The 22,026-nt window shown below is 63.7% G+C and carries 23 protein-coding genes and 1 pseudogene; 11 read left to right on the top strand and 13 right to left on the bottom strand.

Annotation, left to right across the window (positions count from 1 at the left end; genetic code table 11):
• Positions 1-43: 43 nt before the first annotated feature.
• Complete coding sequence (locus NKJ77_RS26290) at positions 44-1,327, bottom strand: MFS transporter (RefSeq protein ID WP_031195587.1); 1,284 nt, start codon at positions 1,325-1,327, stop codon at positions 44-46.
• A gap of 73 nt (positions 1,328-1,400) precedes the next feature.
• Between NKJ77_RS26290 and NKJ77_RS26285 the strand changes: the two genes are divergently transcribed.
• Positions 1,401-2,018 carry a TetR/AcrR family transcriptional regulator gene (locus NKJ77_RS26285; RefSeq protein WP_023668625.1) on the top strand — a complete coding sequence of 206 codons (618 nt, stop codon included), beginning with the start codon at positions 1,401-1,403 and terminating at the stop codon, positions 2,016-2,018.
• A gap of 255 nt (positions 2,019-2,273) precedes the next feature.
• Positions 2,274-2,870 carry a hypothetical protein gene (locus tag NKJ77_RS26280; protein WP_023700187.1) on the top strand — a complete coding sequence of 199 codons (597 nt, stop codon included), beginning with the start codon at positions 2,274-2,276 and terminating at the stop codon, positions 2,868-2,870.
• A gap of 218 nt (positions 2,871-3,088) precedes the next feature.
• Here NKJ77_RS26280 and ppa read toward each other — a convergent pair whose 3' ends face one another.
• The 7 genes and pseudogenes from ppa to NKJ77_RS26245 all read right to left on the bottom strand — a co-directional run bounded on the left by ppa (position 3,089) and on the right by NKJ77_RS26245 (position 8,139).
• Complete coding sequence (gene ppa / locus NKJ77_RS26275; RefSeq protein ID WP_023668623.1) at positions 3,089-3,622, bottom strand: inorganic diphosphatase; 534 nt, start codon at positions 3,620-3,622, stop codon at positions 3,089-3,091.
• Positions 3,623-3,745: 123 nt separating this feature from the next.
• Positions 3,746-4,252 carry a GNAT family N-acetyltransferase gene (locus NKJ77_RS26270; protein ID WP_023668622.1) on the bottom strand — a complete coding sequence of 169 codons (507 nt, stop codon included), beginning with the start codon at positions 4,250-4,252 and terminating at the stop codon, positions 3,746-3,748.
• A gap of 168 nt (positions 4,253-4,420) precedes the next feature.
• Complete coding sequence (locus NKJ77_RS26265) at positions 4,421-5,059, bottom strand: TPM domain-containing protein (RefSeq protein ID WP_023668621.1); 639 nt, start codon at positions 5,057-5,059, stop codon at positions 4,421-4,423.
• A 6-nt stretch (positions 5,060-5,065) separates the two neighbouring features.
• Positions 5,066-5,956, bottom strand: a complete 891-nt coding sequence (locus NKJ77_RS26260; RefSeq protein ID WP_023815294.1) for a TPM domain-containing protein — start codon at positions 5,954-5,956, stop codon at positions 5,066-5,068.
• 35 nt (positions 5,957-5,991) lie between these two features.
• Positions 5,992-6,447: pseudogene (locus NKJ77_RS26255) on the bottom strand (TPM domain-containing protein); the annotation flags it as partial.
• A gap of 49 nt (positions 6,448-6,496) precedes the next feature.
• The gene (locus tag NKJ77_RS26250; protein WP_196814899.1) at positions 6,497-7,267 is read right to left on the bottom strand and encodes a TPM domain-containing protein; all 771 of its coding nucleotides are present in this window, start codon (positions 7,265-7,267) and stop codon (positions 6,497-6,499) included.
• A gap of 239 nt (positions 7,268-7,506) precedes the next feature.
• Positions 7,507-8,139 carry a LemA family protein gene (locus NKJ77_RS26245; protein WP_023755947.1) on the bottom strand — a complete coding sequence of 211 codons (633 nt, stop codon included), beginning with the start codon at positions 8,137-8,139 and terminating at the stop codon, positions 7,507-7,509.
• Between the two features lie 163 nt (positions 8,140-8,302).
• Between NKJ77_RS26245 and NKJ77_RS26240 the strand changes: the two genes are divergently transcribed.
• The 6 genes from NKJ77_RS26240 (at position 8,303) to NKJ77_RS26215 (ending at position 13,749) form a co-directional block, all read left to right on the top strand.
• Entirely contained in the window at positions 8,303-8,554 is a 252-nt protein-coding gene (locus NKJ77_RS26240) for a hypothetical protein (RefSeq protein ID WP_023698736.1), read from the top strand.
• Between the two features lie 133 nt (positions 8,555-8,687).
• Positions 8,688-9,572, top strand: a complete 885-nt coding sequence (gene pdxY, locus NKJ77_RS26235; RefSeq protein ID WP_023668615.1) for a pyridoxal kinase PdxY — start codon at positions 8,688-8,690, stop codon at positions 9,570-9,572.
• Entirely contained in the window at positions 9,569-10,333 is a 765-nt protein-coding gene (locus NKJ77_RS26230; protein ID WP_023693218.1) for a DUF429 domain-containing protein, read from the top strand. Before pdxY ends, NKJ77_RS26230 begins: the two co-directional genes overlap by 4 nt.
• Before the next feature lie 147 nt (positions 10,334-10,480).
• Positions 10,481-11,125, top strand: a complete 645-nt coding sequence (locus NKJ77_RS26225) for a carbonic anhydrase (RefSeq protein WP_023668613.1) — start codon at positions 10,481-10,483, stop codon at positions 11,123-11,125.
• Between the two features lie 67 nt (positions 11,126-11,192).
• Entirely contained in the window at positions 11,193-11,606 is a 414-nt protein-coding gene (locus NKJ77_RS26220; RefSeq protein ID WP_352535947.1) for a nuclear transport factor 2 family protein, read from the top strand.
• An 88-nt stretch (positions 11,607-11,694) separates the two neighbouring features.
• Positions 11,695-13,749 (top strand): M3 family metallopeptidase, encoded by a 2,055-nt coding sequence (locus NKJ77_RS26215; protein WP_352535946.1) that lies wholly within the window; start codon positions 11,695-11,697, stop codon positions 13,747-13,749.
• 160 nt (positions 13,750-13,909) lie between these two features.
• Here NKJ77_RS26215 and NKJ77_RS26210 read toward each other — a convergent pair whose 3' ends face one another.
• From NKJ77_RS26210 to NKJ77_RS26195, 4 genes are all read right to left on the bottom strand, one after another.
• Positions 13,910-15,385, bottom strand: a complete 1,476-nt coding sequence (locus NKJ77_RS26210; protein ID WP_352535945.1) for a M81 family metallopeptidase — start codon at positions 15,383-15,385, stop codon at positions 13,910-13,912.
• A gap of 25 nt (positions 15,386-15,410) precedes the next feature.
• Positions 15,411-16,235: a carbohydrate ABC transporter permease gene (locus tag NKJ77_RS26205; RefSeq protein ID WP_352535944.1), complete on the bottom strand. Its 825-nt coding sequence runs from the start codon at positions 16,233-16,235 to the stop codon at positions 15,411-15,413.
• Positions 16,232-17,101, bottom strand: coding sequence for a carbohydrate ABC transporter permease (locus NKJ77_RS26200; RefSeq protein ID WP_023681441.1), 870 nt, complete (start codon positions 17,099-17,101; stop codon positions 16,232-16,234). The genes NKJ77_RS26205 and NKJ77_RS26200 overlap by 4 nt, the downstream gene beginning before the upstream one ends.
• Before the next feature lie 332 nt (positions 17,102-17,433).
• Complete coding sequence (locus NKJ77_RS26195; RefSeq protein WP_352519150.1) at positions 17,434-18,666, bottom strand: ABC transporter substrate-binding protein; 1,233 nt, start codon at positions 18,664-18,666, stop codon at positions 17,434-17,436.
• A gap of 177 nt (positions 18,667-18,843) precedes the next feature.
• Here NKJ77_RS26195 and NKJ77_RS26190 point away from each other — a divergent pair, with 177 nt between their 5' ends.
• Genes NKJ77_RS26190 through NKJ77_RS26180 form a run of 3 tightly spaced genes read left to right on the top strand, consistent with a single transcriptional unit; the run spans position 18,844 to position 21,596 of the window.
• Entirely contained in the window at positions 18,844-19,614 is a 771-nt protein-coding gene (locus NKJ77_RS26190; RefSeq protein WP_352535943.1) for an SDR family oxidoreductase, read from the top strand.
• 2 nt (positions 19,615-19,616) lie between these two features.
• Positions 19,617-20,684 carry an ABC transporter ATP-binding protein gene (locus NKJ77_RS26185; RefSeq protein WP_352535942.1) on the top strand — a complete coding sequence of 356 codons (1,068 nt, stop codon included), beginning with the start codon at positions 19,617-19,619 and terminating at the stop codon, positions 20,682-20,684.
• 30 nt (positions 20,685-20,714) lie between these two features.
• Entirely contained in the window at positions 20,715-21,596 is an 882-nt protein-coding gene (locus NKJ77_RS26180) for a MurR/RpiR family transcriptional regulator (protein ID WP_023681445.1), read from the top strand.
• Positions 21,597-21,706: 110 nt separating this feature from the next.
• Here NKJ77_RS26180 and NKJ77_RS26175 read toward each other — a convergent pair whose 3' ends face one another.
• Positions 21,707-22,018: a DUF167 family protein gene (locus NKJ77_RS26175; protein ID WP_023700181.1), complete on the bottom strand. Its 312-nt coding sequence runs from the start codon at positions 22,016-22,018 to the stop codon at positions 21,707-21,709.
• Positions 22,019-22,026 lie beyond the last annotated feature (8 nt).

Genomic DNA, 22,026 nt, shown 5'->3' with positions numbered 1-22,026 from the left:
TCGCGGCCATCTCCCCCCTGAGGGGGGAGATTAGTACCGCGCCTTACGCCGCTTGCGGCTCCGGATCGAAAGCCGGCCTGCTCGTATTGATCAGCAGCGACAGACACGCAGCCACGATCGCCGTCATGCCGCCGATCAGGAAAGCCAGTTCGTAATTGCCCTGCAGTTCGCGCATGGTGCCGCCGAAGGCGGCGGCGGTGGCGGCGCCGACTTGGTGGCCGGCTACGATCCAGCCGAACACGATCGGGCCGCTGCGGTCACCGAAGGCCTCGTTGGCGAGCCTGAGCGTCGGCGGCACGGTGGCGATCCAGTCGAGACCGTAGAGCACGGCGAAGATGATCAGGCTGGTCGCCGAGAAGCCGGAATAGGGCAGATAGATCAGCGCCAGGCCGCGAATGCCGTAGTAGACGCCGAGCAGCTTGCGCGGGTCGAAACGGTCGGTGAGCCAGCCCGAGAGCGTCGTACCGATCAGGTCGAAAATACCCATCAGTGACAGCAGGCCTGCGGCCTGTACCTCGGGGATGCCCATGTCGCCGCAGAAGGAGATCAGATGCGTGCCGACCAGCCCGTTGGTGGTGAAGCCGCAGATGAAGAACGTGGCGAACAGATACCAGAAGACGCGGGTGCCGGCGGCGCGGCGCAGCGTGTTGAGCGTATGCGCCAGGAAATTGCCTTGCGATGCCGGCGATACCGGCGGCACGTCATCCGCCCCGGCGCCATAGCGCACCATGCCGATCGAAGCGGGACGCTCCGGAACCAACAGCCAGACCAGCGGCAGAAGACAGGCGGTGGCGATCGAGACGGCGGTAGCGACGGGCTGCCAGCCGCCCGACTGGGCGAGCGATGCCAGCAGCGGCAGGAACACCAAGAGGCCCGTGGCGCTGGAGGCCGACATCAGCCCCATCACCAAGCCGCGATTGGTCTTGAACCAGCGGTTGACGATGGTGGCGCCGAGCACGGTGGCGACCGCGCCGGAGCCGATACCTGAAAACACGCCCCAGGTGAGGAACAGATGCCATGGCTCGGTCATCAGCAGGCTGAGCGCGGTCGAGCCCGACATGATCACAAGCGAGGCAAGCAGCGTGCGGCGCAAGCCGATACGCTCCATCAATGCGGCGGCAAACGGCCCGGTCAGGCCGTAAAGGAAGATGCCGATCGCGGCGGCAATCGAAACCGTATCGCGCCCCCAGCCGAAGCTTTTATCCAACGGCAGCATCATCACCGAGGGTGCGGAACGAAGCCCGGCCGCGATCAACAAGCAGAGGAAGATGACGCCAACCACGACGAAAGCGTAGCGCTGGCCAAAGGGACGGGATTGAGCTATCATGTTACTGACCGGTACGTTGCAGGGTGAGGACATGTATACGTACCGATCGGTAACACGTCAATCGAGTCATACCATGCCAACGGACAAAAATATTGAACTGACCATCAAGGACGGTCATGCAGCCGCACCGCCCAAGGCTGCCAAGAAAATCCTCGACGTGGCGTACGACCTGTTCTACCGCCGCGGCATCCGGGCGATCGGCGTCGACGAGATCGTCAAGCGCGCCGGCGTCACCAAGCCCAGCCTCTACCGCAGCTTTCCCTCCAAGGACGAGCTCGCCGCTTCCTATCTCAGGCAATATGACCGTGAGTATTGGGAGCGTTTCGACGAAGCCGTGGCTGCCCATCCCGGCGACCCGCGGGCACAGCTCAGGGCTTTCCTGACTCGCGTCGGCAAGCGCACGCAAAGGCCGGACTATCGCGGCTGCGGCATGACCAACGCGGCGGTGGAATATCCCGAACATGGCCATCCGGCGCGCGTCGTCAGCGAGGCCAACAAGCAGGAGTTGCGCCACCGCCTGCGCGCGATGGCCGCAGCGATGGGCGCTAAAGACCCTGACACGCTCGGCGACGGCCTGCTGCTGTTGATCGAAGGCGCCTATATCAGTGGCCAGCTCTTCGGCCTCGGAGGCCCGGCGGCAGCGGTCGCCCACAACGCCGACCTGCTGATCGAGGCGAGCTTGAAGAAATAACATTTCGAACGTTGGCGCCGCCCCTCACCTGCCGGCATCCTTTCCCGGAAATGGGGCGAGGAACGCTCTCATCACGATTTCGCCAATTGCCAGCGTTGCAAGGTTGTCGCCAGCGGCGCAGCCGGCCACTTTCTCCCGTTCAGGGGGAGAATTGCCCGGCAGGGCGATTTGGGCGGCGCCAACGTTGAGATTGGCACGCTAGGCCGGCCGCAGATTTGGCGATAGGCTGGGGCGAACTTCACGGGAGACGTCCGCATGCGAACCCTGCTGCTTGTTCCATTCGCCCTCGCCGCCCTATCCCAAACCGCCCATGCCGACGGAATATCCAGCGTCTACACCGACCTCGACTCGCAAAAGGACTGCGTCACCTATGCGCAGGCGCAGGAAGGCGACGGCGAATGGGCCGAACTCGCCTGCTCCGGCTATCGTGGCTATCCCGTGCTGATCGCCTATGACGACGCCCGTGAATCGCTGTTCTACGGATTTCCGCCCGGCGGCGACATGACCTCGGTCTGGGAGAGCTTTTCCGGCTTCAACTCGTCCGGCGCCAAGGTCGAGTGGCGCATCGAGACCAAGGGCGACGTTGCCGTTCCCTTTGCCGTCATCCACCGCCGCTCGATCAGCAATCCCGAGGACGAGAACAAGCCGACCGAAGTGCTGCTCGTCGCCAAGGTCGCCCAGATGGAAGCCCGCGACGGCTGCACCATCGGCCTCGTGCTGGCCACCGGCAACCCGCAGGCCAATGACCAGGCGCGCAAGTTGGCCGACGAAAAGGCGAAGAGTTTCGCCTGTGGCAAGGACAAGCACACCGTCATCGGCAACGTGCCGGCGTTTGGTCGGGTGGATAACTAGTCACGTGGGTGCAAGGCACCCCCCTCTGCCCTGCCGGGCATCTCCCCCTCAAGGGGGGAGATTGGCAGCTTCGCTGGCGGCGCTTTTCTTTCGGCGCTGAAAATTGACGAAAGCCGTTGCGACTCCCCCCTTGAGGGGGAGATGGCCGGCAGGCCAGAGGGGGTGCCTCGCGCTGGCGTTTGCCGCTTACTTGAACGAGACGCAGGCCTCTCTCGGCGCTACTTTGCCGCCTTCGCCCGTGCGATCGCGTCGACGATCATCTTCTTGGCGTATTTGGAATCGTGCCAGCCTTCGATCTTGACCCATTTGCCGGGCTCGAGATCCTTGTAGTGCTCGAAGAAGTGCTGGACCTGGTCGCGGGTGATCTCGGGCAGCTGCGTGTATTCGGTGACGTTTTCGTAGCGCAGCGTCAGCTTCGGCGACGGCACGGCAATGACCTTCTCGTCCTGGCCGGCATTGTCTTCCATCACCAGCACGCCGATCGGCCGCACATTGATGACGCAGCCCGGCACCAGCGCGCGCGTGTTGCAGACCAGCACGTCGATCGGGTCGCCGTCGCCCGACAGCGTGTGCGGCACGAAACCGTAATTGCCGGGGTAGCGCATCGAGGTGTGCAGGAAACGGTCGACGAACAGCGTGCCGGCCTCCTTGTCCATCTCGTACTTGATCGGCTCGCCGCCGATCGGCACCTCGATGATGACGTTGATGTCCTCGGGCGGGTTCTTTCCGATGGCAATGGCTTCGATTCGCATGGCTTAAATCCCTCTCTCGATGTCCAAGATCGATAGCGGGCGGCGCAGCATGGTGCAATGCGGCGATTGGTGCGAAGCGCTAACGGAAGCGCACGGTTTATGATGATTTGTAACCGAAGCCGGTCATTCCCAGACGAAGGCGACCTTCTTGAGCGCCCTCTGCTCGAAAATCTCGACGCCTTCGGCGACGTCACGACCACCCGCGCCGGCATAGAAGGAAAGTGCGTTCTGGTTGTCTTCCAGCGCCCACACCACCATTCCCTTCAGCCCGTGGTCGGCAAGCCGCGCCCGCGCCGCCTTGAACAGCCGGCTGCCGAGCCCGATGCCTTGATATTCCGGACGCAGGTAAAGTTCGTAGATTTCGCCCTGTTGCTTCAGCTCGCGGGCGCGGTTCTTGCCGATCGTGGCATAGCCGGCGATGGTGCCGCCGATCTCGACCACCAGAACGGTGGCGGCGCGGCGGATGGCGTTGGCCCACCAGTCGGCGCCGCGGCGGTTGATCATCGAGGTCAGCGAGCGATGCGGGATGATGCCGGAATAGGCGCCCTCCCAAGCCTGCTGGTGCACGTCCGCAATGGCGCCAGCGTCGCGCGGTTCGGCTTTCCTGATGTCGATGCTCAGCGTATTCATGATTTGTTAACCATAAACCCGCATCGGCCATTTGCAAGAGTCGAGGTCAGCCCGCCGACCGCTTTCTCACAGCCGATCGCGACGCTGCTGACAATGGGCAAAGCCTGCTTGGAAAACGCACCCAGCCGGCGCGGTCAGGCGTCCGTCCGGGTAGCGCGTGCTGGCTTTTCAGATCTCGACGAGATGATCGTCCAGTTCATTGGCGTCGCCCGACGTCACCGGGAAATGCTCGGCCAGCACCGCGCCGACCTGCCCGATCGCCTTGACGAAGCCGTCGGCGAGCCGGTCGTCACCGGCATGCTGCAGGAGATCGCGCACCACGCCGTCCCAGACATGCTGGCCGACTTTGCTGTCGATGCCCGAATCGGCGACCACTTCGGCATAACGCTCGGCGATCGACACGAAGACCAACACGCCGGTGCGCGCCGTGGTGCGGTGGACATTGCGGGCGAGGAACTGCCTGAGCGCATTGTGATGTGCCGCCTGATAACGCTGCCGGCGCGGCACCAGATGGATGCGCAAGCCCGGCAGCGCCCACAAAAGCACCAACACCGAGGCCAGTGCCAGCAGTTGGACAATGACGAAATGCGGCAGCCGGATCGACAGCCACCAGGCTTCCAGCCCATAAGCGACGGCGAGGCTGGCAATCAGCATGCCTGATGTCGCCATGAAGGCGGCGGGAAAGAAATAGCCGTCGCTGGCATGCGCAACGACGCAGTAGATCTCGCCGTCGGTTTTGGCCTCGGCCGCGCGGATCGCGGTGGCGATGCGCTCATGGTCCTGTGGGCTGATCGGTCGTGTTGCCATCTTCTCTCACCAGCTCCCTGAAGACCCGCCACCGCCAGACGAACCGCCGCCGCCTGAAAACCCGCCGCCGCTGCTTGAGCCCGAAGACCAGCTGCTGCCCGAACTTCCCGATGACCATCCGCTGCCCGACGACGAACTTGTTGTCCAGCTGCTGGAGCCCGAGGACGATCCGCTCGGCCCCTGGCCGTAGCGAAAGGTCATGCCCAGCCATTTATACACCCCCGGCGACAGCTTGGTGCCGAAGATCGGCGGCAGGAAGGCCATCGCCAGGCCGCCGAAGAACATCGCCGCCCACAGGATCAGGAAGACCGCGACGACGGGATCGATGGGCGTGCTGCGGTCGGCCGGGTTGCGCTTGCCGCGCGCCTCCAGCTCTTCCGGGTTGCCTTCCAGCACCATGACCATGTCGTCGACGGCCTTGGAAATGCCGCCGGAGAAATCACCGGCGCGGAACGCCGGCACCATGTCGTTTTCGATGATCAGTTTGGTGTGCAGGTCGGTCAGCGTGCCTTCCAGCCCGTAGCCGACCTCGATGCGCATCTTGCGGTCGTTCGGCGCCACCAGAAGCAGCACGCCATTGTTCTCGCCGGCCTGGCCGAGCTTCCAGAAGCGGAACAGCCGGTTGGCGTAGGGTTCGATCTCCTCGCCGCCGAGACTGGGGATGGTGGCAACGACGATCTGGTCGGAGCCTTTGGTCTCGAAATCCGCGAGCTTCTGCGTCAGTGCCGCCTTGGTCGCGGCGTCGATAATACCGGCATTGTCGACCACCCGCCCGGTGAGTGCCGGCAGGTCTGCCGCCAAGGCTACAAACAGCATGGTGAGCATCGTCAACAGGGCGATGCCGATCGTCGCGGCTGCGCGGCCAGGTCTTGGCGGATTGAAGACGCGTACTGTCATGCCGTCACCAGCTCCCCTCAACCACCATGACTGTCCTCAATCACCATGATCATGTCGTCGACCGCTTTGGAAATACCGCCGGAGAAATCCCCGGCGCGGAAGGCCGGCACCATGCCTTCAATGATCCGTGTGGCGTGCTGGTTGGTGAGCGTGGCTTCCAGCCCGTAGCCGACCTCGATGCGCATCTTGCGGTCGTTCACGGCCACCAGCAGAAGCACGCCATTGTTCTTGGCCTTCTGGCCGAGCTTCCAGGCGTTGAACAGCCGGGTGGCGTAAGGCTCGATCTCCTCGCCGTCGAGGCTGGGAACCGTCGCGACGACGATCTGGTCGGAGCCTTTGGTCTCGAAATCGGCCAGTCTTTGGGTGAGCGCCGCCTCGGTCGCGGCATCGATGATGTCGGCATTGTCTACCACGCGTCCCGCGAGGGCGGGCAGCTCCGCTGCCAGCGCCGCGACGCTGACGAGCAAGACCAGCAAGGCAGCGCCGGTCATCGTGGCGAAGCGGCCATGCCAGGGATTGGCGATGCGTGTGGTCATCTCTTCACCAGCTTCCCGAGGAGCCGCCGCCGCCGGACGAACCGCCGCCGCCGGAAAAGCCGCCACCACCGCTTGAACCCGACGACCAGCCGCCCCCGCCCGAAGACCAGCCGCCGCTGGACGACCGCCGGCCCGGCTCGAATGTCATGCCGAGCCAGCGATAGCGGCCGGGACCGAGTTTTTGGCCGAAGATCGGCGGCAGGATGGAGGCGGCCATGCTGCCGAAGAACATGATTGCCCAGATGCTGATGAAGACGCCGAAGAACAGATTGTCGGTATTGATGGGCGGCTTCTGGTTGCGCTCGCCGCGCGCCTCCAATTCCTCCGGATTGCCTTCCAGCACCATCACCATGTCGTCGACGGCCTTGGAAATGCCCCCGGAGAAATCGCCGGCGCGGAACGCCGGCACCATGTCGTTTTCGATGATCAGCTTGGTGTGCAAATCGGTCAGCGTGCCTTCCAGCCCATAGCCGACCTCGATGCGCATCTTGCGGTCGTTCGGCGCCACCAGCAGCAGCACGCCGTTGTTTTCCTTGGCCTGGCCGAGCTTCCAGAAGCGGAACAGCCGGTTGGCGTAAGGCTCAATCTCCTCGCCGTCGAGGCTGGGGATGGTTGCGACGACGATCTGGTCGGAGCCTCTGGTCTCGAAGTCGGCGAGTTTCTGGGTGAGCGCGGCTTTGGTGCCTGCATCGATGATCCCGGCATTGTCGACGACGCGGCCGGTCAGCGCGGGGAGGTCGGCGGCGAAGGCGGTGAGGGGCAGGAAGACGGCCAGAAAGGCGAGAAGAACACCAAGGTTGGCGTTCCTTCGCGTCCCCCTCTGTCCTGCCGGACATCTCCCCCGCGAGGGGGGAGATTGGCAATCTCGCTGCCGACGCTCAGCCGGCAACGCTGATAATTGGCGCAAGGACAGAAGACAGCTGATCTCCCCCCTTGAGGGGGAGATGTCCGGCAGGACAGAGGGGGGTGTGAAGGAACGCAAGGCTGGCAAAGGCCAAGCTCACCCAGACGTCATCACCCGCCCTGCTTCGTGCCGAAATCGACCTTCGGCGGCTGCATCTTGTCTTCTTCGACGGTGAAGTTGGCGAAGGGCTCGTTGCTGCGGAACCAGAAGGTTGCCCATAGCACCGACGGAAAGGTCCTCAGCGTCAGATTGTAATCCTTGACCGCCAGGATGTAGTCGCGCCGCGCCACGGCGATACGGTTCTCGGTGCCTTCGAGTTGCGCCTGCAGCGCCAGGAAATTCTGGTTGGCCTTGAGGTCGGGATAGGCCTCCGACACCGCGATCAGCCGCGACAGCGCGCTGGTCAGCCCTGATTGCGCATCCTGGAACTTCTTGAGCGCTTCGGGGTCCTTCAGCGTTTCCGGCGTCACCGTGATCTGCGTTGCCTTGGCGCGCGCCTCGACCACCGCATCGAGCGTGTCCTTTTCATGCGAGGCATAGCCCTTCACCGTCTCGACCAAATTGGGAATGAGGTCGGACCGACGCTGATACTGGTTCAGCACCTCGCTCCATGCCGCCTTGGCGTTTTCCTCCGCCGTCGGGATGGTGTTGAAGCCGCAGCCGGCGAGCAGAGGCAGCACGACGGCCAACATCAGCACGGCCGGCAGACTGCGGAAAGGGAAGGCAAGGCGCTGGGCAAACATGGTGAGGTCCCTCGACAGAAGTTGCATGCGAAGCATTAGCACAATCCGCGCTCAAGAAAATGTCTGCCGCTGGCGCGCATTCCTGGCGCGCATTCATGCGCCGGCGAGGCCCTGTGATTGATCGCGCGAACACGGTATGGTTGCCGGCAAACAGGACAGGACCATGGCGGAAGGCCGCGACGATGACAGCGAATCGCGCCGCATTATCGAGCGCGTGGCGAACGAGGGCGGCCTTGGCGGCGCATCGCTGGTGTCACGGGCAGCGAAAGGCGCGCGCGATCATGTTACCGCAGCGGAGGCCGACCGATCCGATCCGATCGAGGTCTGGGGCACCCGCATCGGTCGCGCACTTGGGCTCATCGTCGCCCTCGGCCTTTTGATCTGGCTCGTGTACTACGTCTCCCGGGGCAGCTAGAGCATGATCCTGAAAAGTGGGAACCGGTTTTCTCGGACAAGCGGGAACCGTTTTGTCCGGAGATCATGCTCGAACCAAAGAGATAGACCAGGATGACGATTCAGCGAAAAATTATCCGCATCTAGGATTTTCCATGAACAGCGAAAAAGCCGACGCGCCGCGCGCGGTCATCGTCATTTCCAGCCATGTCGCCCGCGGCTCGGTCGGCAACCGCGCCGCCGTGTTTGCGCTGGAGACGCTGGGCTTTCCCGTGTGGGCGGTACCGACGGTCATCTTGCCCTGGCATCCGGGCCATGGCCGCGCCACGCGCATCGTGCCGCCGCTCGACCAGTTCAAGGCGCTGATGGCCGATCTCGAGCGCGCGCCCTGGCTGGGTGAGGTCGGCGCGGTGCTGTCGGGCTATCTTGGCGAGGCCGGCCAGGCCGAGGCCGTCGCCTCGCTGGTTGCGGCGGTCAAGGCCAAGACGCCGGACGCGATTTATATATGCGATCCGGTGATGGGCGATTCCGGCGGGCTCTATGTGCCCGAGCCGACGGCCGCCGCGATGCGCGACCGGCTGATGCCGATCGCCGACATCGCCACCCCCAACCGCTATGAGCTGGAGTGGATGGCCGGCGCGCCTTTGCCCGATCTGAAATCGGTGATCTCGGCCGCCCTCCATGCCGGACCGTCAACAATGCTGGTGACGTCGGCACAGTCGATGATGACCGGCGGCACCGGCAATCTGCTGCTTGACGGCACCCAGGCGCTGCTGGCCGAACACCGCCTCATCGACAAGCCGCCGAATGGCCTCGGTGACCTGACTGCGGCCGTCTACCTCGCCCGCATCCTGTCGGGGCAGCCGCCGATCAAGGCGCTGCAATCGACCACCGCCGCCGTCTACGAAATCCTGGCGCGAACCGCCAAGCGTGGCGGCGACGAGTTGCAGCTTGAAACCGATGCCCAGAGCCTGTCGCATCCGATGGCGATGGTGCAACTGCGCCACCTCACGCATCCGGGGCGGGACCGCCGGGCGTGACCTCGACCGTGGTCGTCGGCGTCGACGGCTGCAAGGCCGGCTGGATCGCCGTCCGCCGCGATCTGGATGCCGCGCCGTCAGTCCGCGTCTTTCCCAGCTTTGCGACCCTGCTCGACGCCTTGCCCGCCGATGCGACAGTGGTCGTCGACATGCCGATCGGCCTGCCGGACGTCTCGAAAAGAGGCGGGCGCGGGCCGGAGACCTTGGTACGGCCAATGCTCGGAGCACGGCAATCCAGCGTCTTCTCTATCCCGTCCCGCCCGGCCCTCTACGCCGACACCAGCGGCTTCACCACGGTCGAGGCCTGGTATGAGGCACATCGGCGCGCCAGCGAGGTGGCCAAGGCGACCTCCGATCCGCCACGCGGCGTCTCGATCCAGGCCTTCGGCATCTTTGCCAAGATACGCGAGATCGACGCGCTGCTGATCGCACGTCCGCAACTGCGCCGCCGCGTCTTCGAATCGCATCCCGAAGTGGCCTTCTGCCGGCTGAACGGCGAAAAACCGATGACACTGCCGAAGAAGATCAAGGGCGCCGTCAATCCGGCCGGGATGGAAGAACGCAAGGCACTGCTCTGCCGGCACGGCTATACCAGAGCTTTCCTTGACCAGCCGCCGCAACGCGGTGCTGCCGCCGACGATTTCCTCGACGCCGCAGCGATGATGCTGATTGCCGGACGCATTGCCGGCGGGGAGGCAACGCCGTTTCCCGACCCGCCGCTTGCCGACCGTTTCGGCATTCCCCTGGCGATCTGGGCGTGAGGCAAGCGGCGCCATGCGTGCGGCATGGCGATTTGCGACGAAGCCATCCGCAATTCGGCATTGCCCGCGACGGGCATTTGCCGTTAGAGCCTTTCTAACTTGAAATGAGCTGCCGTCGCTAACCCCGAAAGGCTTCATCCCTAGCCCATGCCCCATCTCCCCGAACATCTTTGGACCGGCTACCGCAACTTCATGAATGGCCGCTATCTCACCGAGAGCGGACGCTATCGCGAGCTTGCCCGCGAGGGGCAGGCGCCCGAAACCATGATCGTTGCCTGCTGCGATTCCCGCTCTGCCCCCGAGGCGATCTTCGACGCCGGTCCGGGCGAACTGTTCGTCCTGCGCAATGTCGGCAATCTGGTGCCGCCCTATGCGCCGGACGGCGAGTTCCACTCGACCTCGGCCGCGCTCGAATTCGCCGTGCAGAGCCTGAAGGTGAAAAACATCGTGGTGATGGGCCATGGCCGCTGCGGCGGCATCCGCGCCGCGCTCGACACCAATTCGGCGCCGCTGTCGCCCGGCGACTTCATCGGCAAATGGATGAGCCTGATCGCGCCGGCGGCCGAAACCGTTTCGTCCAGCACGTTCATGACGACAACCGAACGGCAGACGGCGCTGGAGCGGATTTCCATCCGCTATTCGATCGCCAATCTCAGGACCTTCCCTTGCGTCTCCATCCTCGAAGGCAAGGGGCGGCTGTCGCTGCATGGCGCCTGGTTCGACATCTCGACCGGCGAGCTCTGGGTGATGAACAAGGACACCGGCGACTTCGAGCGGCCGGATTTGACGTAGACCCATGATCCCGAAAAGTGGGAACCGGTTTTCGGATAAGGGCATGGTCAAATAAGAGGAGGCAAGAATGCGGGTTTGGCCTGCGATCGCTTTCGCCGTAGCGGCGCTGCTGATTTCGCTCGTCCCTGCCCGCTCCGATGACGGCGCCATTATCGACCGCTGGTATTCGGCGCTGCTGGTCGCCGATCGCACCGAATTGTCGGACCTGCTCGCCGACGATGTCCGCATCAAGCTCGACGATCTCGGCGTCGTACAGTCGAAGCAGGAGTTCATCGCGTCGATCGACGAATGGAAGGGCGCGGTCGCCGGCGCCGCAATCCGGCATCGCGTCGAAAAGAGCGAGGCCGGCGTCACAACTGTCATCGCCTGCTATGATTTCCCCAACAATGACATGCTGATGCAGGAGACGTTCGCCGTCACCGGCAACCGCATCACCGCCAGTTCGCAAGCGGCGATCGCGGAAAATTGCGGCGGCTTCTGACGCGGGCTTGAACGGCCGCGCTGTTGCGCCGCGCCAGTCATCGCCCTACATCGGTCAGCAAGCTCCGCCAATCATCGAAAGATCCCCCATGCCGTCCACGAAAACCGTCGATCTCGCCGCCCATCCGCTGACCAAATGGCAAGGGCCGCTCGGCCTGCCGGATTTTGGCAGCATCGGCGACGACGATTTCTCCTCGGTGTTCGACGCGGCGCTGAAGGCACATGAGGCCGAAATCGACGCGATCGCCGGCAACAAGGATGCGCCGACCATCGAGAATACGCTGGCAGCCCTCGAGCTCGCCGGTGAGCCGCTCGACCATGTCTCGTCGATCTTCTGGTGCCGGGCCGGCGCCCACACCAACGATGCGATCCAGGCGCTGGAGCGCGATATCTCGCCAAAAATGTCGAGGCATTTCTCGGCGATCTCGATGAACGAGAAATTGTTTGCCCGCGTCGACGATCTCTACCAGCGCCGTGAGACGCTCAAACTCGACGCCGAGACGCTGCGGGTGCTGGAGAAGACCTGGAAAGGCTTTGTGCGATCGGGCGCAAAACTCGACGCCGGCGGCAAGAAGCGGCTGGCCAACATCAGCGAGGAGCTGTCCTCGCTCGGCACGACCTTCGGCCAGAACGTGCTGGCCGACGAGCGCGACTGGGCGCTTTTCCTCGACGAGGCTGATCTTGCGGGCCTGCCGGACTTCGTGAAGAGTTCGATGGCCGAAGCCGCCGAGACGCGCGGCCAGAAAGGCCGCTACGCAGTCACCTTGTCGCGCTCTATCTATGAGCCGTTCACGACCTTCTCCGAACGCCGCGATCTGCGCGAGACCGCTTTCCGCGCCTTCACCATGCGCGGCCAGAATGGCGGCGCCAGCGACAACACCGCAGTGGTGCGCGACATGCTGAAACTGCGCGCCGAAAAGGCCAGGCTGCTCGGCTATGCCTCGTTCGCCGCGCTGAAGCTCGACGACACCATGGCCAAGACGCCGAAGGCGGTGCACGACCTCCTCGACCCGGTCTGGGAGAAAGCGCTGGAGAAGGCCGCCGCCGACCAGAAGGAGCTGGAGCGGCTGGCGACCAAGGCAGGCAGCAACGAAAAATTCGCCGCCTGGGACTGGCGCTTCTACCAGGAGAAATTGCGCGCCGAAAAATTCGCCTTCGACGAGGCGGAACTGAAACCCTATCTGCAACTCGACCGCATCATCGACGCCTGCTTCGACGTCGCCACAAAACTGTTCGGCATCACTTTCGAGGAGAAGAAGGGCATCGCCGCCTGGCATCCCGACGCGCGCGTCTTCGTGGTGAAGAACGCCGATGGCAGCGAGCGCGGCCTGTTCCTCGCCGACTATTTCGCCCGGTCCTCGAAGCGCTCCGGCGCGTGGATGAGCGCGCTGAAGTCGGGCTACAAGCTTGGCGATGGCTCCAAGCCGGTGATCTACAATATCATGAACTTCGCCAAGCCGCCGGCCGGGGAAGCAGCGCTGTTGTCGGTCGATGAGGCCAAGACCCTGTTCCACGAGTTCGGCCATGCTTTGCACGGCATGCTGACCGACGTCACCTGGCCGTCGGTGGCGGGCACCTCGGTTTCCCGCGATTTCGTCGAACTGCCTTCGCAGCTCTACGAGCACTGGCTGACGGTGCCCGCAGTGCTGGAAAAGCATGCGCTGCATGTTAAGACCGGCAAGCCGATGCCGAAGTCGCTGCTCGACAAGATGCTGGCCGCCCGCACGTTCGGCGCCGGTTTCGCCACGGTCGAGTTCACAGCGTCGGCGCTGATCGACATGGCGTATCACGCGCGGCCGGATGCGCCGGCGGAACCGCTGCGTTTCGAAGCCGAAACGCTGGAAAAGCTTGATATGCCCGACACCATCGCCATGCGTCATCGCACCCCGCATTTCGGCCATATCTTCTCCGGCGACGGTTATTCAGCCGGCTACTATTCCTACATGTGGTCGGAAGTGCTCGACGCCGACGCCTTCGCCGCCTTCGAGGAGACCGGCGATCCCTTCAACCCGGCGCTGGCGGAACGGCTTCGGAAGAATATCTATGCCGCTGGCGGGTCGAAGGATCCGGAGGAGCTGTACACGGCGTTCCGCGGCAAGATGCCTTCGCCGGAAGCGATGATGGTGAAGCGGGGATTGGTGTAGCGCGGCTTTCCCTTCTCCCCCTGTGGGAGAAGGTGGATCGGCGCGAAGCGCCGAGACGGATGAGGGGTGTTCCAGGGAACGCCCGACGCCTCACTCCGCTGGAACACCCCTCATCCGTCGCCTGCGGCGACACCTTCTCCCACAAGGGGAGAAGGTGAGCCTATACTGCCCAAGGATCCGCCACCCTGGGCCACACCGGCCGCGTCAATTTCTTGTAATCCGTCACCGCCGGATTGCTCGGATACGAACTCGGCGCCGAGACATAAATAATCTCCGCCGCGATCGGTGCGAAGCCGGCGTAGAAATGATTGGTCGACTTGATCAGCAATATATCCTTGGCTAACGGATCGACGCCGATGTTGGAGAAAATATCCGGCTCGAAGGTCTGCGTGCGGTTGGTGTTGAGGATGATGTCGACCTCCGTGCCTTCGATGCGCACCAGCGCCGTCGGCCCGAGCGTCACCCGGCTTGGCCCGAAGCTCTGCCAGCCCTCGGGGACGGCTTTCAACACCTTGACGCGCGCATCGATCGGTTCGCCGGCCAGCGGCCCGGCCTTGCCGCCGAAGCGCAGGTCGATGACGGCGCCTTCGCCTGCCGCCTGGCAAAAGGTGACAGCGATCGGGTCCCAGATCGTCGCCACGCCAAAATTGTCCACGCCCCGTTCCAGCATGGCGCGCAGCACGACCGTACCGTCGCCGGCGACGCCACCGCCGGGATTGTCCCAGATGTCGGCAATCACAACCGGCTTGCCGGGATTTTCCTTGCGCACGGCCAGTGCCCGCGCGATGCCGTCCTCGGTGTTCAGCATCGTCATCGCCGTCCTTTCGCGCATGGCGTAAAGCTCGTGCCCTAGCCTCTCCGCCAGCGCATCGCCCTTGGCCTTGTCATTGTCAGTGACGACCAGGATGCGCGTGCCCATTTCCGGCACGTCCGCGGCCATGAAGCCATGGATGACCGAGACCGACAGCACGCCGTCCTTGCCGTGCAGCGCCTTGATGCGGTCGACGAAGGAGCGCATCGGCTCGCGGCTGGTCGGCAGCACCTGGATCATGCGGCAGTCGAACGTCGAGATCACCGGCTTGATCTCGTCGCGCGCCGCCGCCAATCCAAGCTCGACGACATGTTCGCCGCGCTCATAGAAGTCGGTGTGCGGGAATTCGAGGAAATAGGCCATGACATTGCATGCCGCGACGCGCTTTGGGGTCAGATGACTGTGCGGGTCGAGCTCGACCGCGATCACCACGTCGGGCCCGACGATTGCGCGAACCCGTTCCAGCAGATCGCCTTCGCAATCGTCATAGCCTTGCGCCACCATGGCGCCGTGCAGGCCGAGGATGACGGCGTCGACCGGCAAGGCTGCCTTCAACTGGCCGAGAATCTCGTCGCGCAACGACTCATAGGTCTGCCGCTGCACCAGCCCGCCCGGCTCCGCCCAGGTGGCGGTGCCTTCGACGACGGTCAGCCCTTCGGCAGCCGCACGCCGGCGCAGCGCGACCATCGGCGAGGAGCACAAGGTCGGCGTGTCCGGATGCTTGCCCGGCCCGGCATAGAACGCCATCTCGAACGACGCCCGGTCGGTCGGCACCGGCGAGAAGGTGTTGGTTTCGGTCGCCAGCGAGGCGGTGAAGATGCGCATGAAAGCTCCGTTGTGAATGGCGCCGTTATTTGACCGCCCCGAGCGCCAGCCCGCGGACGAGATAGCGCTGCAGCCAGATGAACAGGATTGCCACCGGCAGCGTCGCCAGCAGCGTCGCCGCCATTACATGGTGCCATTCGATCGTGTAGCGGCCGGCGACCAGCGAGAACACCTGGATAGGCAGCGTGTAACTTTCCTGGCTGCGCAGCATTGTGAGCGCAACGACGAACTCATTCCATGCGTTGATGAAGGTGAAGATGGCGGTCACCGCTATTGCCGGCAGGCAAAGCGGCAGAAACACTGTTCGCAAGGTCAGCCATCGGCCGGCGCCTTCCATCCACGCTGCTTCCTCGAGATCGCGCGGGATGGTGTCGAAATAGCTTTGCAGCATCCACACGGTGAAGGCGACGTTGAAAGCCATGTAGATGACGCCGAGCGCGGTCGTGGATTCGATCAGACCCCAGGCCGCCATCAGCCGGAACAGGCCGAGCACCAGCACGATCGGCGAGATCATCTGCGAGATCAGCAGGAACTGGCGGAAGGCGCCATAGCCGGCAAAGCGAAACCGCGACATGGCATAGGCGGCCGGCACCGAGATCAGGATGGCGCCGACGGTGGCGATAACAGAGACATAGAGCGAATTGGCCAGCGCCTGGCCAAAGCCGGTCGCCACCCACATGTCGGCAAAATTCGACCAGTGGAATTCGCTTGGCCACCAGGTCGGCGACAGCACCTCCTGCCGCGGCTTGACCGCGGTCAAAAACATTACCGCGAAGGGGAAGATGGTCACCACGAGCAGCGGCGAAAGCAGCAGCCAGGCGATGATCGTACGCTTCAGCTTGGGCGTCATGTGCGCTGCTCCCGCATGGCAAGCCGCACATAGATCATGGTGAAGATCAAAAGGATGGCGAACATCAGCAGCGACACCGCCGATGCTTCACCCAGTTTGCCGATGCGGAAGGCCAGCTTGTAGAGATGGGTGACCAATATGTCGGTCGAGTTGGCCGGCCCGCCCTGCGTCATCACCCAGATGATCGGGAAGGAATTGAAGACGTAGATGGTGTTGAGCACGATGGCGATGTTGATGAACGGCTTCAGCAGCGGAAAGGTGATCTCGCGGAACTGCTGCAGCGGCGTCGCCCCCTCCAGGGCCGCCGCCTCGTAGAGGTCGTCGGGGATCGACGACAGGCCGCCGAGGAAGATGGTCGTGGTGAACGGTACCGTCACCAATATGCCAATCAGCACCTGCATCGGGAATGCCGTCTCGGCGCGCGCCAGCCACTGGATGTTTTCATGGATCAGGCCGAGCCCGATCAGCGCCGAGTTCAGCATGCCGCTTTCACCGTTGAGCGCCCAGCGCCAGACCACCGCCGTCATCGTCAGCGACACCGCCCAGGGCAGCATGATGATGACGCGGGCAATGCCGCGGCCGTAGAAATCGGTGTTGAGGATCATCGCCACCGGCACCGACAACAGCAGCGCGCCGCCGACCACCAGCAACGTCCACAGGCCGGTGCGCCAGAGTGCCGCCAGGAAATCGGGATCGGCGAGGAAGGCTGAATAATTGGCGAAATCGTTGAAGTCGCGTAGCTGGCCGAAGCGGCTGACGTCATGCGTCGAGATCTGGATCAGGTCCCAGACCGGCCAGAAGATGACGACCGCCGCCAGCAACAGGCTGGGCAAGGTCAGCAGATAGGGCAAGAAGCGATTTTGCATCGGCCGGTTTTGTACCGTGGTTCTGTGGCGCTGGCACGCCAGCTCGGATCAATCTTGCATATCGGTCTTTAGCAGCGCTTCAGAAGAATGCCTTTCCTCTCCCCCGTCGATCAGGGGAGAGGTGTCGAGCGAAGCTCGGGGGGTCGACCCTTGGGGCGCAAGGCGAGGTGATGTTTGCCCCTATTGCCCTTCCTATGTCCGTTCGCGGCGGTTGCCAGGTGGTTCCCCCACTCCGTCTCGGCTTCGCCGAGCCACCTCTCCCCCCTCTGGAGGGAGAGGAAAGTGTGGCGCGCCCCGATCTCAGGGGCGCGCCGGGCGCAGGGAGATACGCCCTATTTCTTGATCACGGCGTTGGCCTTGGCAGCCGCTTCCTTCAAGCCTGCCTCGGGGTCGCCGCCGAGATAGATCTTCTGCATGGCATCCGAGGTGATCTGGGCGACTTCTTCCCAGCCGGGGATGACCGGTGCAAAGCGGGCGTCGGGCAGCAGCGCGGTGAACGCTGCCAGATCGGCATTGTCGACGTAATAGTCCATCTTGGCCTCTTCCTTGTTCACCGGCAGGAAGCCTTCCCCTTGCGTGAACTTGGCGCGCTGTTCGGTGGTGAACAGGAAGTCGAGCAGCTTCCAGGCCTCATCCTTGTTCTTGGAATTCTTGAACATGATGATGGAATCGGTGACGCCGTACGTGCCGCGCGCGCCGGTCGGTCCGGCGGGGATAGCGGCCACGCCGTATTTCAGGTTCGGCGCCTCGTCCTTGATCTGGTTGGACAGGAAGGGCGCGGTGATCATCATGCCGACCTTGCCCTGCTTGAACAGGTTCTGGACGTCCTCGCGGTTGTTGGAGGTGACGCCGGGTTCCGTCAGGCCTTCGTCGATCATCGACTTGTAGAGCTTGGCGGCTTCGAGCGCGCCCGGCGTGCCGAGGCCCGACGTGCCATCCTTGTTGAGAATCTCGGTGCCTTGCGACCACATCGCATAATAATAATAGACGTCGGTCTCGATCTCCTTGCCCTGCAGGCCGAAGCCGAACGTGCCGGTGCCCAGTGCCTTGATCTTGCGCGCATCCTCCTGCAACTCGGTCCAGGTTGCCGGCGGGTTGGCGATTCCGGCCTTCTCGAACAATTCCTTGTTGTAGTACATGGCGCGCGCCGAGGCCGCGATCGGCAGGCCATAGGTCTTGCCCTCCATGATCGACGGCGACAGGAAGGTGTCGATGAAGCGGTCCTTGAAGTCTGGCTTGATGTAGGCGTCGAGCGGCTCGGCGACATCCTGCTGGACGAAATCGATCAGCCAGCGGGTGCCGATGATCGACAGGTCGGCATTGGTACCGGCCGTGATGTCGGTGGTCAGCTTCTGCAGCAGCACGTCCCACGGCACAACTTCGAACTTGACGGTGATACCCGGGTTGGCTGCCTCGAATTCCTTTTTCACCGCTTCGAAATACGGGCCGGTCTTGGCGCTGTATTCGGCGACGGTTACGCGCACCTCGCCGGCATCTGCCTGCGCGGCCAGGGCGAGCAGGCTCATTCCGGCCATCAGGCCGACAGTCCATTTTGCAAGCTTCATTCGATCTCTCCCTTTTGATTGCGTCTGCACTCTTGCGGCTTTGAGGCGGCCAAGGCTTTATGTGACTTTCCTACATTATCCATGATTTCGCGCTGTGCAAGCGGATTTTCCTGTTGCTTAATTACATTTTCTAAAATAGCGTTTCCGACTATCGTAGACCCCAGGGAGGCGCGCAGGGTGGTTTCAACGGCCGAATTCGAAGGCAAGACCGTGCTGGTGACCGGCGCCGGCGGCGGGCTCGGCTCGGCTATTGTGGCGCTGCTGGCCGAACGTGGCGCGCGCGTCGTCGGCTGCGACCAGTCGCAAGACCAGCTCGGCAGTCCGCATCTGGCGTCGCGCCACGTCTTCGACCTTCTCGACCGGATCTCCACCGATGCCGCGATCACGGCGATCCTCGGGAAAGACGGCGTGCCCGACATCCTGATCAACAATGCCGGCTGGACGCGCGCCGAGACTCTTGCAGCGCTGACCCCCGACAAGATCACGCATGAGCTCGACCTCAATCTGACCGGGGTGATGCTGTTCGCCGATCCACTGATCAAGGCGATGGCCGCGCGCGGTTCGGGCAGCGTCGTCTTCATCTCTTCCGTCAACGCCATCGCCCACTTCGGCAACCCGGCCTATGCCGCAGCCAAGGCCGGCATCAATGCCTATGCCAAAGCGGTCGCTGTGGAACTCGGCCGCAACGGGCTGCGCGCCAATGTCGTCTGCCCCGGCTCGATCCGCACCGCCGCATGGGACCATCGGCTGGCCAAGAACCCGGATGTTCTCGGCAAGCTCAAGCGGCTCTATCCGCTCGGCCGCATCGTCGACGCCACGGAAGTGGCCGAAGCGGTGGCCTTCCTTGTTTCGGATCGCGCATCGGGGATAACCGGCGCGGTGGTGCCGGTCGACGCCGGACTGACCGCCGGCTTCCTGCCCTTCATCGACGACATATTGGGAGCCTGACCATGACCGATGTCGAGTTCCGCGACCTGTCGAAATCTTTCGGACGCCACAAGATCCTCGAAAACATCAGCCTCGACATCAAGAGCGGCGAGTTCGTCGTGCTGGTTGGCCCTTCCGGCTGCGGCAAGTCGACCTTGCTGCGCATGCTGGCCGGGCTGGAGCCGATCACCTCAGGCGACCTCTTGATCGGCGGAATGCGCGCCAACGATTTGCCGCCACAGCAGCGCAATATTGCAATGGTCTTTCAGTCCTATGCGCTGTTTCCGCATCTGAAAGCGGCCGACAATATCGGCTTTGGCCCAAAGATCCGCGGCGAAAGCCGCACGGCAATAGACGCCAAGGTGAAAAAGGCCTCCGGCGTCCTCAACCTGTTCTCCTATCTCGACCGCTATCCCCGGGAGTTGTCGGGCGGCCAGCGCCAGCGCGTCGCCATGGGCCGCGCCATCGTGCGCGAACCCTCGGTGTTCCTGTTCGACGAGCCGCTCAGCAATCTCGACGCGCAACTGCGCGTGCAGATGCGCACCGAGATCAAGGCGCTGCACCAGCGGCTGAAATCGACCATCGTCTACGTCACTCACGACCAGATCGAGGCCATGACCATGGCCGACCGCATCGTGGTGATGGACCACGGCAAGATCCAGCAGGTCGGCGCACCGCTGGAACTCTACGACCGTCCCGCCAACAAATTCGTCGCCTCCTTCATCGGCTCGCCGTCGATGAGTTTTGTCTCCGGCGCCCTGAAGACGACGCCCGAGAAAAGCTGGTTCGAATCGGCCGGCGGAGGGCGACTGGCGCTCGGCAGCAAGACGGTGCCGGCTGGCAGCACGGTCGAGGCCGGCATACGGCCCGAACACTTCGTCATCGGTGAGGCTGTCGACGCGATGGCGATCAAGGTCGATGTCGTCGAGCCGACCGGCTCGGAAACCCATGTCTATGGCGCCATCGGCGCTGACACGGTGCGCGCCGTATTCCGCGACCGGGTTCAGGTCAAGCCCGGCGAAATGCTGCCGGTCTCCGTCGCGCCGGGCAACATTCATCTGTTCGACACGGCAACAGGCCTGCCGCTATGAAGGCAGCGCTATGAAGACGACAACCCAGAAATGAAAACGCCGGCCGACATCATCACGCGCCTGCAGCTGATGTCGCAGGACGGCACCAAATCGGACCGCCGCCTGGCCGGCCTCGTGCTGACCGATCTCGACTTCGCCTCCAAGGCGGCAATCTCGGAAATTGCGGCGCGCGTCGGCGTCAGCGAGCCGACGGTCACCCGTTTCTGCCGCAATCTCGGCTGCGAGGGTCTGCGCGATTTCAAATTCTACCTGGCGCAGGCGATTGCCATTGGCGGCCAGTATCTGTCGCCCGAACCGCTGAACCGCGACGCGCGCGAGCAGCGCATTGCGTCGGCCATCACCGAAGCGGCAATCGCCGCCATCCAGCGCGCCAGCGAAAACCTCGACATGAAGACGCTGGTGGGCGTGGCCGCGCGCATCGTCAGTTCGGGCAATGTGCTGTGCATCGGCTCCGGCGGCATTTCCTCGATGATGGCGACCGAGATGCAGAACCGGCTGTTTCGGCTCGGCGTGCCGGTGCTGGCGCAGATCGACGGGCAATTGCAGCGCATGTATGCCGCGGTCGCCACATCGGAGACGACGCTGATCGCGTTCTCGGTGTCCGGCTATGCGCGATCGGTGATCGACGCCGTTCAGGTGGCCCAGCAATATGGCGCCACCACCATCGCCGTAACCCCGCCGGAATCAGCGCTCGCCAAGGCCGCCGATACCGTCATCCAGTTCCAGTCGCTGGAGGACGGCAACATCTACAAGCCGACCTCGTCGCGCTATGCTCTGCTGTCGATCGTCGACATGATCGTCACCTCCGTGGCCGAGACGCGCGGACCCAGGGTTCTCGAAAACCTGCGCCGCATCAAGCAGAGCGTGAACACGCTGAAGGTCGACGATCCGAAGCTGCCGCTGGGGGACTGAGAGTGGGGCGGAAGCTGCCAATCTCGTGGGGGAGATGTCCGGCAGGACAGAGGGGGGCGCTGTTCCGCCGACAGATCAAGGGGCTGCATGCCGCAACGCTGGATCTTCGATCAGCCGCTGAGCGCCCCGATACGCTGCGCCAGCACCGCCGGATCACCCCCGACACGCACCGTCTTCAGCCGCGCCGTGCCGCCTGCAACGACCGACACGACCGATGCCGGAACGCCCAGCGCCTTGGCCACCAGCGGTTCCAGCGCCGCATTGGCCGCGCCATTCTCCGGCACGGCGCGCACGCGCGCCTTCAAATGGCTGCGCCCGTCGGCCGATACCTCGGCGCCTTCGAGCCTGTCCACCGAAGACTTCGGCGTCAGCCGGATAAACAGGTCGATGCCGTCAGCGCGCAAGCGGAATGGCGCGCTCATGCCATCGT

It is taken from the genome of Mesorhizobium sp. M0052 (assembly GCF_040323255.1).
Lineage (GTDB): Bacteria > Pseudomonadota > Alphaproteobacteria > Rhizobiales > Rhizobiaceae > Mesorhizobium.
Note: the sequence above shows the minus strand (reverse complement) of the source record. Positions and strands in the feature narration are given on the sequence as shown.

Coding starts and splice junctions, on each gene's coding strand:
- pdxY (WP_023668615.1), top strand. CDS start 8,688: ATGAACAGCGAAAAAGCCGACGCGCCGCGCGCGGTCATCGTCATTTCC.
- NKJ77_RS26215 (WP_352535946.1), top strand. CDS start 11,695: ATGCCGTCCACGAAAACCGTCGATCTCGCCGCCCATCCGCTGACCAAA.
- NKJ77_RS26200 (WP_023681441.1), bottom strand. CDS start 17,101: ATGCAAAATCGCTTCTTGCCCTATCTGCTGACCTTGCCCAGCCTGTTG.
- NKJ77_RS26270 (WP_023668622.1), bottom strand. CDS start 4,252: ATGAATACGCTGAGCATCGACATCAGGAAAGCCGAACCGCGCGACGCT.
- ppa (WP_023668623.1), bottom strand. CDS start 3,622: ATGCGAATCGAAGCCATTGCCATCGGAAAGAACCCGCCCGAGGACATC.
- NKJ77_RS26195 (WP_352519150.1), bottom strand. CDS start 18,666: ATGAAGCTTGCAAAATGGACTGTCGGCCTGATGGCCGGAATGAGCCTG.
- NKJ77_RS26240 (WP_023698736.1), top strand. CDS start 8,303: ATGGCGGAAGGCCGCGACGATGACAGCGAATCGCGCCGCATTATCGAG.
- NKJ77_RS26180 (WP_023681445.1), top strand. CDS start 20,715: ATGAAAACGCCGGCCGACATCATCACGCGCCTGCAGCTGATGTCGCAG.
- NKJ77_RS26210 (WP_352535945.1), bottom strand. CDS start 15,385: ATGCGCATCTTCACCGCCTCGCTGGCGACCGAAACCAACACCTTCTCG.
- NKJ77_RS26285 (WP_023668625.1), top strand. CDS start 1,401: ATGCCAACGGACAAAAATATTGAACTGACCATCAAGGACGGTCATGCA.
- NKJ77_RS26265 (WP_023668621.1), bottom strand. CDS start 5,059: ATGGCAACACGACCGATCAGCCCACAGGACCATGAGCGCATCGCCACC.
- NKJ77_RS26205 (WP_352535944.1), bottom strand. CDS start 16,235: ATGACGCCCAAGCTGAAGCGTACGATCATCGCCTGGCTGCTGCTTTCG.
- NKJ77_RS26290 (WP_031195587.1), bottom strand. CDS start 1,327: ATGATAGCTCAATCCCGTCCCTTTGGCCAGCGCTACGCTTTCGTCGTG.
- NKJ77_RS26245 (WP_023755947.1), bottom strand. CDS start 8,139: ATGTTTGCCCAGCGCCTTGCCTTCCCTTTCCGCAGTCTGCCGGCCGTG.
- NKJ77_RS26185 (WP_352535942.1), top strand. CDS start 19,617: ATGACCGATGTCGAGTTCCGCGACCTGTCGAAATCTTTCGGACGCCAC.
- NKJ77_RS26175 (WP_023700181.1), bottom strand. CDS start 22,018: ATGAGCGCGCCATTCCGCTTGCGCGCTGACGGCATCGACCTGTTTATC.
- NKJ77_RS26280 (WP_023700187.1), top strand. CDS start 2,274: ATGCGAACCCTGCTGCTTGTTCCATTCGCCCTCGCCGCCCTATCCCAA.
- NKJ77_RS26220 (WP_352535947.1), top strand. CDS start 11,193: ATGCGGGTTTGGCCTGCGATCGCTTTCGCCGTAGCGGCGCTGCTGATT.
- NKJ77_RS26225 (WP_023668613.1), top strand. CDS start 10,481: ATGCCCCATCTCCCCGAACATCTTTGGACCGGCTACCGCAACTTCATG.
- NKJ77_RS26260 (WP_023815294.1), bottom strand. CDS start 5,956: ATGACAGTACGCGTCTTCAATCCGCCAAGACCTGGCCGCGCAGCCGCG.